General features: G+C 69.6%; 14 protein-coding genes. 5 read left to right on the forward strand and 9 right to left on the reverse strand.

The genetic code is table 11. The annotated features are described in order from the left end of the window. Positions 1-10: 10 nt before the first annotated feature. The 4 genes from hemQ to hemE are packed head-to-tail and all read right to left on the reverse strand — an operon-like array spanning position 11 to position 3,669. Positions 11-706 (reverse strand): hydrogen peroxide-dependent heme synthase, encoded by a 696-nt coding sequence (gene hemQ, locus V9K99_RS17575; RefSeq protein ID WP_336999869.1) that lies wholly within the window; start codon positions 704-706, stop codon positions 11-13. Continuing rightward, on the reverse strand, positions 703-2,112 hold the full coding sequence (gene hemG / locus V9K99_RS17580) for a protoporphyrinogen oxidase (protein WP_336999867.1): 1,410 nt from the start codon (positions 2,110-2,112) through the stop codon (positions 703-705). Before hemG ends, hemQ begins: the two co-directional genes overlap by 4 nt. Further along, positions 2,109-2,603: a GNAT family N-acetyltransferase gene (locus V9K99_RS17585; protein WP_336999865.1), complete on the reverse strand. Its 495-nt coding sequence runs from the start codon at positions 2,601-2,603 to the stop codon at positions 2,109-2,111. The genes hemG and V9K99_RS17585 overlap by 4 nt, the downstream gene beginning before the upstream one ends. Further along, positions 2,590-3,669 carry a uroporphyrinogen decarboxylase gene (hemE, locus tag V9K99_RS17590; RefSeq protein WP_336999863.1) on the reverse strand — a complete coding sequence of 360 codons (1,080 nt, stop codon included), beginning with the start codon at positions 3,667-3,669 and terminating at the stop codon, positions 2,590-2,592. Before hemE ends, V9K99_RS17585 begins: the two co-directional genes overlap by 14 nt. A gap of 133 nt (positions 3,670-3,802) precedes the next feature. On the opposite strand from hemE, the gene V9K99_RS17595 reads away from it, so the two are divergent. Together V9K99_RS17595 and V9K99_RS17600 are read left to right on the forward strand one after the other, a co-directional pair. Then, positions 3,803-4,405 carry a DUF3000 domain-containing protein gene (locus V9K99_RS17595; RefSeq protein WP_336999861.1) on the forward strand — a complete coding sequence of 201 codons (603 nt, stop codon included), beginning with the start codon at positions 3,803-3,805 and terminating at the stop codon, positions 4,403-4,405. After that, entirely contained in the window at positions 4,402-5,664 is a 1,263-nt protein-coding gene (locus tag V9K99_RS17600; protein ID WP_336999859.1) for a ribonuclease D, read from the forward strand. Before V9K99_RS17595 ends, V9K99_RS17600 begins: the two co-directional genes overlap by 4 nt. Positions 5,665-5,729: 65 nt before the next feature. Here the strand turns inward: V9K99_RS17600 and V9K99_RS17605 are convergent, their stop codons facing one another. The 3 genes from V9K99_RS17605 to V9K99_RS17615 are packed head-to-tail and all read right to left on the reverse strand — an operon-like array spanning position 5,730 to position 7,611. Next, complete coding sequence (locus V9K99_RS17605) at positions 5,730-6,218, reverse strand: glutathione peroxidase (protein ID WP_336999858.1); 489 nt, start codon at positions 6,216-6,218, stop codon at positions 5,730-5,732. Continuing rightward, a complete protein-coding gene (locus V9K99_RS17610) occupies positions 6,215-6,883 on the reverse strand; it encodes a dienelactone hydrolase family protein (protein ID WP_336999856.1) in 669 nt (222 codons plus the stop codon). The genes V9K99_RS17605 and V9K99_RS17610 overlap by 4 nt, the downstream gene beginning before the upstream one ends. A gap of 59 nt (positions 6,884-6,942) precedes the next feature. After that, positions 6,943-7,611 (reverse strand): hypothetical protein, encoded by a 669-nt coding sequence (locus V9K99_RS17615; protein WP_336999854.1) that lies wholly within the window; start codon positions 7,609-7,611, stop codon positions 6,943-6,945. 262 nt (positions 7,612-7,873) lie between these two features. Here V9K99_RS17615 and V9K99_RS17620 point away from each other — a divergent pair, with 262 nt between their 5' ends. Continuing rightward, entirely contained in the window at positions 7,874-9,073 is a 1,200-nt protein-coding gene (locus tag V9K99_RS17620; RefSeq protein WP_336999852.1) for a thiolase family protein, read from the forward strand. Positions 9,074-9,149: 76 nt separating this feature from the next. Continuing rightward, on the forward strand, positions 9,150-11,261 hold the full coding sequence (locus V9K99_RS17625) for a 3-hydroxyacyl-CoA dehydrogenase NAD-binding domain-containing protein (RefSeq protein WP_336999850.1): 2,112 nt from the start codon (positions 9,150-9,152) through the stop codon (positions 11,259-11,261). A 54-nt stretch (positions 11,262-11,315) separates the two neighbouring features. Here the strand turns inward: V9K99_RS17625 and V9K99_RS17630 are convergent, their stop codons facing one another. Next, on the reverse strand, positions 11,316-11,993 hold the full coding sequence (locus V9K99_RS17630) for a winged helix-turn-helix transcriptional regulator (RefSeq protein ID WP_336999848.1): 678 nt from the start codon (positions 11,991-11,993) through the stop codon (positions 11,316-11,318). 111 nt (positions 11,994-12,104) lie between these two features. Between V9K99_RS17630 and V9K99_RS17635 the strand changes: the two genes are divergently transcribed. Then, positions 12,105-12,962, forward strand: a complete 858-nt coding sequence (locus V9K99_RS17635; protein WP_336999846.1) for a class I SAM-dependent methyltransferase — start codon at positions 12,105-12,107, stop codon at positions 12,960-12,962. A 6-nt stretch (positions 12,963-12,968) separates the two neighbouring features. Here the strand turns inward: V9K99_RS17635 and V9K99_RS17640 are convergent, their stop codons facing one another. Next, entirely contained in the window at positions 12,969-14,279 is a 1,311-nt protein-coding gene (locus tag V9K99_RS17640) for a peptidase MA family metallohydrolase (RefSeq protein ID WP_336999844.1), read from the reverse strand. Between the last annotated feature and the right edge of the window lie 59 nt (positions 14,280-14,338).

Here is a 14,338-nt window from a genome sequence, read left to right on the forward strand (position 1 = left end):
GCCACGCGGATCAGGCGAGGTTGGCGACCAGCTCGCCGAGCTCGGTCCGCTTGCCGGTGTAGAACGGCACTTCCTCACGCACATGCCGCCGCGCGGTGGACGCCCGCAGATCACGCATCAGGTCGACCATCCGGTGCAGCTCGTCCGACTCGAACGCCAGCATCCACTCGTAGTCGCCGAGCGCGAACGAGGCGACCGTGTTCGCCCGGACGTCGGGATAGGTGCGGGCCATCTTCCCGTGCTCGGCCAGCATGAACCGGCGCTCCTCGTCCGGCAACAGGTACCACTCGTACGAGCGCACGAACGGGTACACGCACACGTAGGCCCGCGGCTCCTCGTCGGCCAGGAACGCCGGGATGTGGCTCTTGTTGAACTCGGCCGGCCGGTGCAGCGCCAGCTGTGACCAGATCGGCGCCAGGTGCCGCCCTAGCCGGGACCGGCGCAGCGCGTGGTACGCCTTCTGCAGCGCGTCCGACGTCGGCGCGTGCCACCAGATCATGAAGTCCGCGTCGGCCCGGAATCCTTCGACGTCGTAGATCCCGCGGATCACCACATCGTCCGTCGACAGCTTCGAGACCAGCTCGGACAGCTCGGCGGTCAACTCGTCCCGGTCCGCGTCACCCAGCGGGGTCTCCACCTTGAAGACCGACCACATGGTGTAGCGGATCACATTGTTCAGTTCACGCGCCTTCGGCTTCTCTGTCACGGACCCATTGTCGCCAATGCGTCCAGGCGTGCCTGCACCCGGGTTGCCGCCTTGGTGCCCGAGGCGACGCAGGCAGCGATGCCCACACCTCGGTACGCCGCTCCACACACGGCCAGACCAGGCATGGCCGCCACAGCCGCCTCAATGCGGTCTACACGGTCTAAATGCCCCACTGCGTACTGCGGAAGCCCACCACCCCACCTGGTCACCAGAGAGCCCACCACGGGCGCCTGCAAGCCCACTGCACGCTCTAGGTCCGCAGTAGCCAATGCCACCAGCTCCTCGTCGGGCCGCTGCAGCACGTACTCCTCCCCGAGCCGCCCCACCGAGGCACGCAGTACTGCCAGCTCTCCCCCGGCATCACCCGACCACTGCCACTTCGCGTGCGAGTACGTCGACGCCTTGATCGTCCGCCCCTCCACCGACGGCACCAGGAACCCAGAGCCCGTGGCACCCTCCGGCCAGTCCCGCTTGCGCACCGCCAGCGTCACGATCGCCATGCTCGCGTACTCGATCGTCGCCAGCTCAGTCGAAGCCGCAGGCACCAGCTCCGCCAGCATCCGGGCCGCAGGAGACGCCGGTACGGCGACGATCACGGCATCCGCGGTCAGCCGGGTCGGAGCCGGCACCGGACCGGCCTCCAGCGCGTAACCATCGGCCGTCCGCGTGATCCGCCGTACCGCCAGCTGGCGTCTGATCTCGACGCCCCGAGCCGTCAGGTCCTTCTCGAGTCTGGAGATCAGCCGGTTGACCCCACCGACGACGCCCGCGAACACCGGCTCCCCCGCCCGCCGCTGACCCGCCTCCCGCAGCTCGGCGGTCGCCGCGAGCAGGCTCGGCGCGGTCCGCAGCTTCGCATACAACTCGGGTACGGCGGCCGCGAGTGAGATCTCCTCGGCACGCCCGGCATACACCCCGCCCAGCAACGGGTCGATCAGCTTGTCCGTGACCGCCGACCCCATGCGCTCAGCGACAAACCTGCCAATCGCCACATCCTCAGTCAACGCAGGCGCCGGCAACTCAGCCTCGTGCGCAACCGCGTCGGCAGCCGAGGAGCCCAGTACGTCGATCGTCGCCGCAGGGTCGACCGGAACGCCCATCACCGTCGGCGGGATCGCGCGGATCCGGTCGCCGATCCAGATTCCGGCCGACGTGGTCGCCGGGTGCACCAGGTCGTCGGCGAGCCCGACCGCCTTGATCAGGTCGACCGCCTCCGGCCGCCGGGCGAGCACCGACTCCGCACCGAGGTCGACCGGAACGCCTTCGAGCTCGTCACCGGCGAGCTTGCCGCCGAGCCGAGGCGACCCCTCCAGCACCGTGATCCGCGGCGGGTTCGGCCCGGTCGCGAGCGCGTACGCGGCCGCCAGCCCGCTGATGCCGCCACCGACCACGACAACCGAAGTCACGCATCCTCCAGCTTCAGCTCGTACACCCGCTGATCCCCGTCGTCGCCGACCAGCCGGAACCCGGCCCGCTCGAGCACCCGCTGCGATGCCACGTTCCGGACTGACGTCCCCGCCCGCAGCGCCGTCAGCCCGTACTCCGAGGCGGCGAGCCCCACGAGCGCCCGTGCCGCGGCCGAGGCGAGCCCTTTCCCGGCTGCCTTCTCCGCGATCCTGTAGCCGAGCTCCGCCGAGCCGTCCTCGATGTCGACGAGATTCACCCGCCCGACCACGGCGCCGGAGTTGTCCACCAAGACGTGGAACTGGCACTCCCCGGCCTCCTGCTCAGCCAGCCGGGCCGCATGCACCTCGGCGAACTCCTCGAAGAAGGCGTCCCCGCGATCCTGGATCGAGGCCGCGAAGTACGCGCGGTTCTCCCGCTCGAAGGCGAGCACGGCGTCCGCGTGTGCGTCGGTCAGGCGCTCCAGCGTCACCTCCTGGTCAGGCAGGTACACGGGCCGACCTGGTCTGGACGTGCCGGACGATGCGGTGCAGCACCTCGGGATCGGTGTCCGGCGGCACCCCGTGGCCGAGGTTGAAGATATGGCCGGGAGCCGCCTTCCCCTCCGCGAGGATGCGGTCGATCTCCGGCTCCAACGCGTCCCAGCCGGCGAACAGCAGCGCCGGATCCAGGTTGCCCTGGACCGGCTTCGGACCCGATCCGGCCCTGGCAATCCGCTGTACCGCCTCATCCAGCGGCACCCGCCAGTCGACCCCGACGACGTCCGCGCCGGCCTCGCTCATCAGACCGAGCAGCTCGCCCGTGTTCACGCCGAAGTGGAGCCTTGGTACGCCGTACGACGCCAGGGCCTCGAACACCTTGGCCGAGTGCGGCTGGACGAACTGGGCGTAGTCACGGGCCGAGAGCCCACCCGCCCACGAGTCGAACAGCTGGATCGCGGACGCGCCCGCCTCGATCTGCACCGACAGGTACGCGATCGCCACGTCGGCCAGCCGGTCCGCCAGCGCGTGCCACAGCTTCGGGTTGCCGTGCATGAGCGCCTTCGTCTTGGCGTGGTCCTTGCTCGGCCCGCCTTCGACCAGGTACGACGCCACCGTGAAGGGCGCACCGGCGAAGCCGATCAGCGGCGTGCCGTCGAGCTCGGAGACCAGCTGCTTCACCGAGTCCGAGGTGTACGGCACATCCGTGGGAGTGACCGGGCGGACCGTTTCCAGACCGGCCGCGTCGCGGATCGGCGCGGCGACCACCGGGCCGACGCCGGGCTTGATCTCGATGTCGAAGCCGACCGCCTTCAGCGGCAGCACGATGTCGGAGTAGAAGATGGCCGCGTCGACGCCGTAACGGCGTACCGGCTGCAGCGTTATCTCGACGACGAGGTCGGGACGCATACAGGACTCGAGCATCGTGGTGCCCTCACGGACCGCCCGATATTCGGGCAGCGACCGCCCGGCCTGGCGCATGAACCACACCGGCGTATGCGGACCGGGCTCACCCCGCGCCGCGAGCAGAAAGGGAGATCGGTCGGTCGCGCTGGGTGATGGCGGCTGGTTCAGGGGCACACAGCGATAATCCCACGCGGCTGTGGAGCAGCGGCCTCGGGCAGGCTGGAAAGCGGGGTATGCGCGTCGTCGCGGCCTGTTATCGGCGCGTCGTCACAGGCGTCGGTGAGTAATCAGTCGTAGGCTGCGAAGCATGGGTGCCCGCAAGCAGGTCGACGCGCCACCCGCGGAGTTCGCCGAGGCAGTCACGCAGTTGCGTGGTGCCCGGTTCCGGCCCGAGGTATTCGTCGAGGAGATGCCCGCACCGCAGCGGATCGCACCGCATGCGGCGGCGGTCAGCGCCGACGTGACGGTCGACGGTGACGATGTCGCCACCGGCCGCCTGGTCATCCTCTACGACCCGGACGGGAACGACGCCTGGCAGTCGACCTTCCGCTGTGTCGCGTACGTGCGTGCGGCCGTCGAGCCGGAAATGGTGACCGACGCGCTGCTCGGCGGCGTGGGCTGGACCTGGTTGATGGAGGCGCTGACCGACCGGGGTGCCGACTTCCTGGCCCCGAGCGGTACCGTCACCAGGGTGGTATCCGAAAGCTTCGGCGGGATGGCCGACGACGACGCGACGGCGGAGATCGAGATCCGCGCGTCCTGGAGTCCGGTACCGGGACCTGGTGGCCTGGTGGACGTGACCCCGCACGCGGAGGCGTGGGGCGAGGTGCTCTGCACGGCGGCCGGCCTGCCGCCGGTGCCGCCGGGGGTGGTGGCGATGCCGACCCGGCGCGGACAGCGGGGCCGATGAGCCCGGCAGAGACCCAGCAGCCGCCCGTCCCGGACGACCCGACCGCACACCAGCCCCTGCTCGAGCTCCGTGACGGCCTCTCCGACGTCGTCGACACCGACCCCGCGTTGACCGACGTGGTCGAGGCGTTCCGGTCCGGCTCCGGCCCGGTGGCCGTCGATGCCGAGCGTGCCTCCGGCTACCGCTACTCGCATCGCGCCTACCTCGTCCAGCTCCGCCGTGAAGGTGCCGGCTCGGCCCTGGTCGACCCGATCCCGTTCGGCGACCTGTCCGCGCTCGGCGACGCGATAGTCGACGCCGAGTGGATCATCCACGCCGCGAACCAGGACCTGGCCTGTCTGGCCGAGGTCGGGATGGTGCCGCGGAAGGTGTTCGACACCGAGCTGGCCGGCCGCCTGCTCGGCTACCCGAAGGTCGGCCTGGCCTCGCTGGTCAGCGAGGTGCTGGGCTACCGGATGCGCAAGGAGCATTCCGCGGCCGACTGGTCGACCCGCCCGCTGCCCGGGCCCTGGCTGATCTACGCCGCGCTCGACGTCGAGATGCTGATCGAGCTGCGCAACGCGATCGAGGCCGAGCTGCGTCGCGAGGGCAAATGGGAGTGGGCCGAGCAGGAGTTCGCCGCGATTCTGTCCGCTCCCCCGCGTGAGCCGAAGCCGGACCCCTGGCGTCGTACGTCGGGGATGCATCGGGTCCGCAATCGCCGCAGTCTGTCCGTCGTACGGGCGTTGTGGGAGGCGCGCGACCAGATCGCGGAAGCCGCCGACATCTCCCCCGGCCGGATCCTGCCGGACGCCGCGATCGTGGAGGCCGCGTCGGCGATGCCGGCCGACCGGGACACGCTGCAGCGACTGACCGCGTTCAAGGGTCGTGGCGCCCACCGGCACATGCGCACGTGGTGGGAGGCGATCGACCACGCGCGACGGCTGCCCGAGTCCGAGCTCCCGAAGCAGGGCCCGCGGTACGACGGCCCACCGCCGGCGCGAGCTTGGGCCGACCGGGACCCCGACGCGGCCGCTCGTCTGTCGGCCGCCCGATCCGGTGTCGGCGAGATCGCCGAAGCGCATCGCCTCCCGACCGAGAATCTGATGGCGCCGGACACGATCCGCCGCCTGGCCTGGTCCCCGCCGTCCGACCCGACGCTGGAAGTGGTCAGCAACTTCCTGCGTGACCACGGCGCCCGCGAGTGGCAGATCGGCCTCACGGCCCAAGTCCTCACAGACGCCATGGCAGCAGAAGCCCCGGCGAAACCTCTGGACTAGGTCGTGGCTGGCGATCCGTGCCGTGCCGAGTGCCGCGCAGTAGGCGCGGGATCGCCAGGCACGGCCTAGCGCGGCAGCTGGGCCTCGATCGCTTCGACGACCTCGGGCGACTCCGGCTCGGTGCGAGGGCGGAAGCGCGCGGCGACCGTGCCCTCGGGGCTGACCAGGAACTTCTCGAAGTTCCACTGGATGTCCCCGGCCTCGCCCGCCGCGTCCGGGGTCGCCGTGAGCTCGTCGTACAGCGGGTGGCGGCCCTCACCGTTGACCTCGAGCTTGTCGAGCATCGGGAAGGTCACGCCGTACGTCGTCGAGCAGAAGGTGGAGATCTCCTCCGACGAGCCCGGCTCCTGGCCGCCGAACTGGTTGCAAGGTGCGCCGAGGACGGTGAAACCACGGGAGGCGTAGGTCTTCTGGAGGTTCTCCAGGCCCTCGTACTGCGGGGTGAGACCGCACTTCGAGGCGACATTCACGATGAGGACGGCCTTGCCCTTGTACTCGCCGAGGGAGGTCGCGGCGCCGGAGAGGGTGGTCAGCGGGATGTCGTACAGGCTCATTCGGATCCTTGGGAGGTAGGAAGGTGACGGGAGAGGAACGCGACAGTACGGCGCCACGCCAGCTCGGAGGCTTCGGCGTGGTGGAAATCGGGCAACGGGTTGTCGAACGCGTGACCGGCGCCGGGATAACGATGGACCTCGGCATTACGCAGTACGGCGACGAGGTCATCGACCGGGAGATACTCGTCGGCGTCGCCGAAGTGATGCAGGCTCTTCGCGTCCACCTTCGGCGCGAGGTCCAGCAACCGGGGTAGGGCCGAGCCGTAGTAGCTCACCAGCACGTCCGTCGGGGACATCGCGGCAACGTTGAACCCGAGCCCGCCGCCGAAGCAGAACCCGATCACACCGGTCCCGGCGTCCCGGCTGCGCAGGTACTCCAGCGCGGCGACCGAGTCCGAGACAGCCAGATCCCAGTCGAGCCGGCCGACGATCGCCATCGCCTGCTTCAGCAGCTCCGGAGAGGACTCGTCCAGCTCGGTGTCGTCCAGCCGCCAGTAGATCTCCGGCGCGATCACGTAGTACCCGAGATCGGCCAGATCCTGGCCGCGCTGCTTGATGTAGTCCGAAACGCCGAAGATCTCCTGCAACAGCAGGAGACCCGGGCCGGACCCTTCCCAGACGTGCACCGGCATCAGCCCGGAATCCGTGTCGATTTCGAGAGTCACACAGCCGAGCCTACGTCGCCGGGCCGGCAAAGCCCGGCGACATCAGCCACGAGTCCGGTTCAGCGGATCTCGATCGACTCCCGGCGGACGAACTCGACCGGTGCGGGCTTGGGCATCCAGGCCTTGCACTCGTCGATCGCCGCGGTGAGCAGGTTGTACAGCCGGTCGTCCGGGTCCGTCACGCACGCCTGCGAGATGCCCTCGACCGCACACGACACGGCCCGTGGTGCGGTCCGCTTCGCGAAGTCCGGCGTACCCCGGTGACCGCGGGAGGTGAAGGACCGCGCCCACTTGGTCGCGGACGGGACCGATTCGAGCGCCTCCCGCGAGGCCGGCTCGAGGTCGTCCAGTGGACGCCCGTCCAGCGAGGCCAGGTGCCGCTCCCCCACCAGCAGCGCCACCGCGAGGATGTACTGCCGTTCCTGCGACACGATCGGCAGCGCGTGCTGGATGCAGCGCGCCGTCACCCGCGGTACGACGTGTGGGTCGTCCGGAGTCAGCCCGATCACGGAGGGGATCAGTGGAGCCAGTCTGGTCCGGCCTGCGTCCGTCGTGCAGTCGTTGACGTCCCGCGCCACGCCGGCCAGCAGCGGGTGGGTGCAGGACGGGTGGTCCGACCACGGCTCGCCGGCCAGGTAAGAGGCGAACTCCATGAAGCAGGCGCCTTTGCGCGGATTGCGGTGTTTGCCCCGGCTCAGCACCGGTACGGCGAGATCAAGGTTGTTCATAGAGCGTCTCCCCATAGCTACCTGCCACCAGCATGCGCCGATTCCCGCGCGGATGCCACGGGTAACCGGACCTGCGCCACTCACCAACTTCCCACCGCTGCGATCAGTCACGCTCAGCCAGCACGCGGGAGCACTCCGAGGTAGGGCTTGGTGAGTGCCAGCCGTCCGCCCTGTGAGCAGCCGCACAGGGCGGGGTGCTTTGGGACTTCTGTTACCCATGGGTAGCATCGGGGTAGATTTCCCGACCCCCAGAGGAGCCCTCGTGCCCCGTGAGATCCGCGATGTCGTGTTCGTCGACGGCGTTCGCACCCCGTTCGGCAAGGCCAAGGGCCAGTACGCCGAGACGCGCGCCGACGACCTGGTGATCAAGTGCATCCGGGAGCTGCTGCGGCGGAACCCGGAGCTCCCGCCGGAGCGGGTGGACGAGGTCGCGATCGCGGCCACCACCCAGATCGGCGACCAGGGCCTGACCATCGGCCGGACCGCGGCCCTGCTGGCCGGTCTGCCGAACACCACGCCCGGCTACGCCATCGACCGGATGTGCGCCGGCGCGATGACCGCCGTCACCACCACCGCCGCCGGGATCGCCTTCGGTGCGTACGACGTGGTCGTGGCCGGCGGGGTCGAGCACATGGGCCGGCACCCGATGGGTGAGGGCGTCGACCCGAACCCGCGGATCATCTCCGAGAAGCTGGTCGACACCTCTGCCCTGGTGATGGGGTCGACCGCGGAGAACCTGCACGACCGCTTCCCGACCATCACCAAGCAGCGCGCGGACGCGTTCGCCGTAGCATCCCAGGAGCGCGCCGCCAAGGCCTACGCGAACGACCTGATCCAGCCCGACCTGGTCCCGATCGCGACCCGGTCGGCCGAGCAGGGCTGGGGCTACGCGAGCACCGACGAGCCGATGCGACCGGGTACGACGGTCGAGGACCTGGCCGGCCTGAAGACGCCGTTCCGTCCGCACGGCCGGGTGACGGCCGGCAACTCGGCCGGGATCAACGACGGCGCCACCGCGTGCGTGCTCGCCTCCGCCGAGGCGGCCGCGGAGCTCGGGCTGACCCCGAAGATGAAGCTGGTCTCGTACGGCTTCGCCGGCGTCGAGCCCGAGGTGATGGGCGTCGGCCCGGTCCCGGCAACCGAGAAGGCACTCAAGCTCGCCGGGCTGACGATCGACGACATCCAGGCGTTCGAGGTGAACGAGGCGTTCGCCGTCCAGGTGCTGGCGTTCCTGGAGCACTACGGCATCGCCGACGACGACCCGCGGGTCAACCCGTACGGCGGTGCGATCGCCTACGGCCACCCGCTGGCGTCCAGCGGCGTCCGGCTGATGAACCAGCTGGCCAAGCAGTTCGAGCAGCGCCCGGAGGTCCGGTACGGCCTGACCACCATGTGCGTCGGCCTCGGCATGGGCGGAACGGTCATCTGGGAGAACCCGAACTGGGAAGGGGCGGCCTCGTGAGCGAGCGCACGCGAGTGAACCAAGTAGCACAGCAGCCTCCCGCTCACTTGGGCGCCGAGCGAAGCGAGGAGTCCAAGTGAGCCTCCAAGACTTGATTGACGAAGCGGTCGCGATCGAGACCGACGAGGTCGTCACCCTCGCGCACTCCCGCGACGTCGTGCTGCCGGGCAAGGCCGGCACGATGGCGCTGATCACGCTCGACAACGGGCACGACCACACCAAGCCGAACACGTTCGGCCCGAAGGGGCTGGCGTCGCTGAACACCGCGATCGACGCCGCCCTGGCGCGCGACGACATCGCCGCGATCGGTGTCACCGGCAAGCCGTTCATCCTGGCCGCCGGCGCGGATCTGACCGGCGTACCGAAGCTGACCGACCGGGAGCAGGCGCTGAACCTGGGCCGGATCGGGCACGGCGTGATGCGCAAGCTGGTCGACGGCGGCAAGCCGTCGTTCGCGTTCGTGAACGGTGTCGCGCTCGGCGGTGGTCTCGAGGTCGCGCTGCACGCCACCTACCGCACCGTCTCGGTCGCGGCCGGAATGCTGTCGACGCCCGAGGTGTTCCTCGGCCTGATCCCGGGCTGGGGCGGCAACTTCCTGCTGCCGAACCTGATCGGCGCGGATCACGCGGTGAAGGTCGTCGTCGAGAACGCCCTGAACCAGAACAAGATGCTCAGCGGCCCGGAGGCGGTCAAGCTCGGCATCGGCGACGTCCTGCTCGACTCGGCCGACTTCCTCGAGCAGTCGCTGCTGTGGGCGAGCAAGGTGCTCAAGGGCGACATCACGGTCGAGCGCGCCGAGATCGACCGTGGCGACGCGTGGGACGCGGCGGTTGCCCGGGGTAAGGCGTTTGCCGACCTCAAGGTCAGCGGTGCGGCCCCGGCGCCGTACCGGGCCCTGGACCTGATCGCGGCGGCGAAGGACAACGACCGCGACCGTGGGTTCGCGGCCGAGGACGAGGCGCTCGCCGACCTGATCATGAGCGAGGAGCTGCGCAGCGGTCTCTACGCCTTCGACCTGGTGAACAAGCGGGCCAAGCGCCCCGCCGGAGCGCCGGACAAGTCGCTCGCCCGCCCGGTCGGCAAGGTCGGCGTCGTCGGTGCAGGCCTGATGGCGGGCCAGTTGGCCCTGCTGTTCGTACGGCGCCTCGAGGTGCCCGTCGTACTCACGGACCTGGACCAGGAGCGGGTGGACCGCGGGGTCGGGTACGTGCACGGTGAGATCGACAAGCTGCTCGGCAAGGGCCGGATCCGGCCGGACAAGGCGAACCAGCTGAAGGCGCTCGTCACCGGGTCGGTGGACCGGGCCGTCTTCGCGGACGCGGACTTCGTGATCGAGGCGGTGTTCGAGGAACTGCAGCTGAAGAAGACGATCTTCGCCGATCTGGAGAAGATCATCCGGCCGGACGCGGTGCTGGCGACGAACACCTCGTCCCTGTCCGTCACCGAGATGGCCGCGGACCTCGAGCACCCCGAGCGGGTGGTCGGGTTCCACTTCTTCAACCCGGTCGCGGTGCTGCCACTGCTGGAGATCATCCGCGCGGACCAGACCGACGACGCGACGCTGGCCACCGCGTTCGCGGTCGGCAAGACGCTGAAGAAGTCCTGTGTGCTGGTGAAGGACGCGCCGGCGTTCGTGGTGAACCGGCTGCTGACCCGCTTCCTGGGTGAGGTCAGCGCAGCAGTGGACGAAGGTACGCCGATCCCCGCGGCGGACAAGGCGTTGTCGGCGCTGGGTCTGCCGATGCCGCCGTTCGTGCTGCTGCAGCTGGTCGGGTTGCCGGTCGCGCTGCACGTGGCGGAGACGATGAACCGGGCCTACCCGGACCGGTTCGCGGTGTCGGAGAACCTGGCCAAGGTGGTTGCCGCTGGCAAGGGTTCGTTCTACGTCTGGCCGGAGGGCAAGCCGGTCGTCGACCCGGAGGTCGAGGCGCTGGTGACGGTCGGCGACAAGCCGTCGACGGCCGAGGAGCTGCGCACCCGGGTGCTGACCGCGCTGGCCGAGGAGATCCGGATCATGCTCGAGGAGGGCGTGGTCGCGGAGGCGCAGGACATCGATCTGTGCCTGCTGCTCGGCGCCGGCTGGCCGTTCCACCTCGGCGGCATCACGCCGTACCTGGACCGGACCGGTCTCGCCGAGAAGACCAACGGCGCGCGCTTCCTCCCGAAGGGCATCGCCAGCCTCGCCTAGACCGCTGGGGGTCGGTGCGGAGCCGGAAGCCCGCTCCGGCCCCCAGCAGCTGTCCTAGCCGATCCGTTCCCGGACGGCGGGGGCGAAGGGGCTCCAGAGGAACCAGGTCGGCAGAGCCCTGGTGAGCCGTGGTGGGCCGGTCATGGCGACAGTGCCTTCCGCGGCGGCTTGACGCATGCTGACGATGCCGGAGAAGACTCGCATCAGGTCCACCGGCTCGGTGGTGACGACGACGTCCGAGTCGAAGCCAGGGTGGTCTGTGCACACCGAAGCTTCCAGCCGGTCGAGGATCAGCCAGATGCGGGTCGGGTCGTCGCCGCGGTACTCGAACTCGACGGTGACCCGCTGCCTGGGCAGCTTCTCGAAATCGACGCGGCGCGACATCCACCAGGTGAGGGTGACGGGATCGACCTCGCGGGGCTGCGGCTCGGAGAACATCCACCGCACCGCCCACTCCCCGATCGCCATGATCACGCCCTCGAGGTCCCGGCCGGCCGGGGTGAGCTGGTACTCGTGGCCGCGGGCGACCGGAATCAGCTCCAGCACACCCTTGCGTTCCAGGTGGTTGAGGCGTTGCTTGAGCAGCGTGCGGGAGATGCCGGGCAGACCGCGGTCGATGTCGTTGAACCGCCGGCTCCCGAGCACGAGCTCGCGCACGATCAGGGGCGTCCAGCGGTCCGCCAGCACTTCGCTGGCCAACGCCACCGGACAGTACTGGCCGTAGTCTCGCATGGCTCATTGTGTGCCCAGGTCCAAGATGTGTACCACTTGAGTCCAGAACCAGTACTAGTTTCCCCACCGGCTCGGCTGCTGGGCTGGAACCCTCACACAGGAGGGGAAACCATGACCGTCACTTTCGACCCGAAGGTCTACAAGCAGACCACCCGCGCGCAGTGGGAGGACGCCGCGGAGGCCTGGCACCGTTGGGGCCCGACGATCGAGGACTGGCTCGGCGACGCCACCGCAGCCATGGTCGGCGCGGCCGGCATCGGCGCCGGTGACCGCGTCCTCGATGTGGCCGCCGGCGCCGGCGGCCAGACGCTCGCCGCGGCAAAGCTCGCAGGCCCCAGCGGCCACGTGCTCGCGACCGACATCTCGCCGGCCATCCTCGGGTACGCCGCCCAACTGGCGGCCGAGGCCGGGATGTCGACCGTGGAAACACTGGAGGCCGACGGCGAGGATCTGTCCGCGCTCGACGAAGGCAGCTTCGACGCCGCCATCTCCCGCGTCGGCCTGATCTACTTCCCGGACCAGCAGGCTGCTCTGCGCGGCATCCACCGGGCGCTGCGACCGGGTGGGAGGTTCTCCGCGGTGGTCTACTCGACACCGGACCGGAACGGCTTCTTCTCGATCCCGGTCGGCATCATCCGCCGCCGGGCCGAACTCCCGCCACCGGCACCCGGTCAGCCCGGTCCGTTCAGCCTGGGGGCGCCAGGCGTCGCCGAGCAGGCCTTCACCGCGGCCGGGTTCCACGACATCACCGTGGACGTCGTACCGTCGCCGGTCCGGCTGCCCACCGCCGCCGACTGCGTCCGCTTCGAACGCGAGTCCTTCGGCGCCCTGCATCAGATGCTGTCGGGCCTCGACGAGGCCGGACGGACCGAGGCCTGGCAGGAGATCACCGACCAACTCACCCAGTTCGAAACCCCGAACGGCTTCGCCGGCCCCTGCGAAATGCTCGTCGTCACCGGCACGCGCTGAATGTGCTCAGCCTTTGAACTTCTTGGCAGCGGCCACCAACTGGGGAGCCGTCTTCCCGGTGTGCTTCTTCAGGATGGCGGCGTACTGGGTCTGGCTGGTGTTGTGCTGGGCGAGATCGGTGTAGAGCGACGCCACACCCTTCTCGCCCAGTTCGTCGACCAGGTACGACGTGATCCACCAGCTCTGGCCGTACGACTGATCCCCCGCCGCGTCGAACTCCGCCTGACTCGGCAGCACCTTCATCGAGGACAGGTACTTGGTCCGGACCGTCTTGCGATACGGGTCGACCGTCCAGTGCGGATCGTCCTCGATCGAGGCGCAGCGGACGTACTCCGCGATCCCTTCGACCAGCCAGAGCGGGGTCTTGATCCCCAGCCGGAGCGTCGCGACGTGCGTCATCTCGTGCACCAGCAGATCCTGGTCCAGCTTCGTCCGCAGCGCCGGGTTGACGACGATCCGGCTGCTCACCGGTGGGAGCGACCGCTGCGCCCACGGCTCGCCGTCGTACAGGGAGACCGCCTTGGCCGCGATGGTCCAGCCGTACCCGCTGCCCGCGGTCCAGACGGTCGCCATCACCCGCGGCTCGGACATCGCGACCACCATCACGGCACCGTTCCACGGTCGGCGCCAGTGCCGTCGTACACCGTCGACCGCGCCCTGCGACGCCTTGGCGATCTTCTCGCCGAGAGCCTGCTCGCCCTTGTCGACCACGACGAACACCCGGCCCTTCCGGATCACCGAGATCTCCTGGAAGTCCCACGGCTGCCGGTGTCCGTCCGGGCTGAGCGTCTCCTCGATGGCGCTGTCGTCGACCAGGATCCAGCTGCCGGCGCGCTCGACGAAGGCGTAGCCCAGGTCGGTCTGCACCGGCTTCGCGTCCAGGTCGGTGAGCTGGTAGCGCATCATCACCCGGGTCGAGAAGGTGTACGCGCCGTACTTGTCGATCAGGACCTTCGACGGCCGCTCGTCCGCGACGAAATACTTCAGGGTCGTGAACTGGAACTTGCGGAGGTTGGTGAACAGCATCCGCTGCCGCGCGACCAACTGCGGCTGCTTCGGGTCGACGGCCGCCAGGAAGCCTTTCAGATCGCCCTTCAGCACCGCGGTGGAGCGCTTCGCGAGAATCGCGTCGACGGCAGTCTTCCGGGCCGCCTTCTGCGCGTCGGTCAGCTGTCCCGGCGTGGCCGTCGCCTTGACCGCGGCCGCGCTGCTGCCCACCGTCGAGCCACCCTGCTGCAGGCGTACGGCGACCACCCCGGCCGTCCCCGCCAGCACAAGCGCGGCGACACCCGCGAAGAGGCGTCGCGGGTGCTTCATCAGATCCCCTCCAGAGGTCGGCTGACGGATCTTACCGCCAGCCGCCCCCGGAGTGGTCT

The organism is Kribbella sp. CCNWLW201 (genome assembly GCF_037203805.1).
Classification (GTDB): domain Bacteria; phylum Actinomycetota; class Actinomycetes; order Propionibacteriales; family Kribbellaceae; genus Kribbella.

What these genes read in the sequence shown, in the direction of transcription:
- V9K99_RS17595 (WP_336999861.1), top strand. Translation starts at nt 3,803, where the DNA reads ATGGGTGCCCGCAAGCAGGTCGACGCGCCACCCGCGGAGTTCGCCGAG.
- V9K99_RS17600 (WP_336999859.1), top strand. Translation starts at nt 4,402, where the DNA reads ATGAGCCCGGCAGAGACCCAGCAGCCGCCCGTCCCGGACGACCCGACC.
- V9K99_RS17605 (WP_336999858.1), bottom strand. Translation starts at nt 6,218, where the DNA reads ATGAGCCTGTACGACATCCCGCTGACCACCCTCTCCGGCGCCGCGACC.
- V9K99_RS17630 (WP_336999848.1), bottom strand. Translation starts at nt 11,993, where the DNA reads ATGCGAGACTACGGCCAGTACTGTCCGGTGGCGTTGGCCAGCGAAGTG.
- V9K99_RS17640 (WP_336999844.1), bottom strand. Translation starts at nt 14,279, where the DNA reads ATGAAGCACCCGCGACGCCTCTTCGCGGGTGTCGCCGCGCTTGTGCTG.
- V9K99_RS17635 (WP_336999846.1), top strand. Translation starts at nt 12,105, where the DNA reads ATGACCGTCACTTTCGACCCGAAGGTCTACAAGCAGACCACCCGCGCG.
- V9K99_RS17615 (WP_336999854.1), bottom strand. Translation starts at nt 7,611, where the DNA reads ATGAACAACCTTGATCTCGCCGTACCGGTGCTGAGCCGGGGCAAACAC.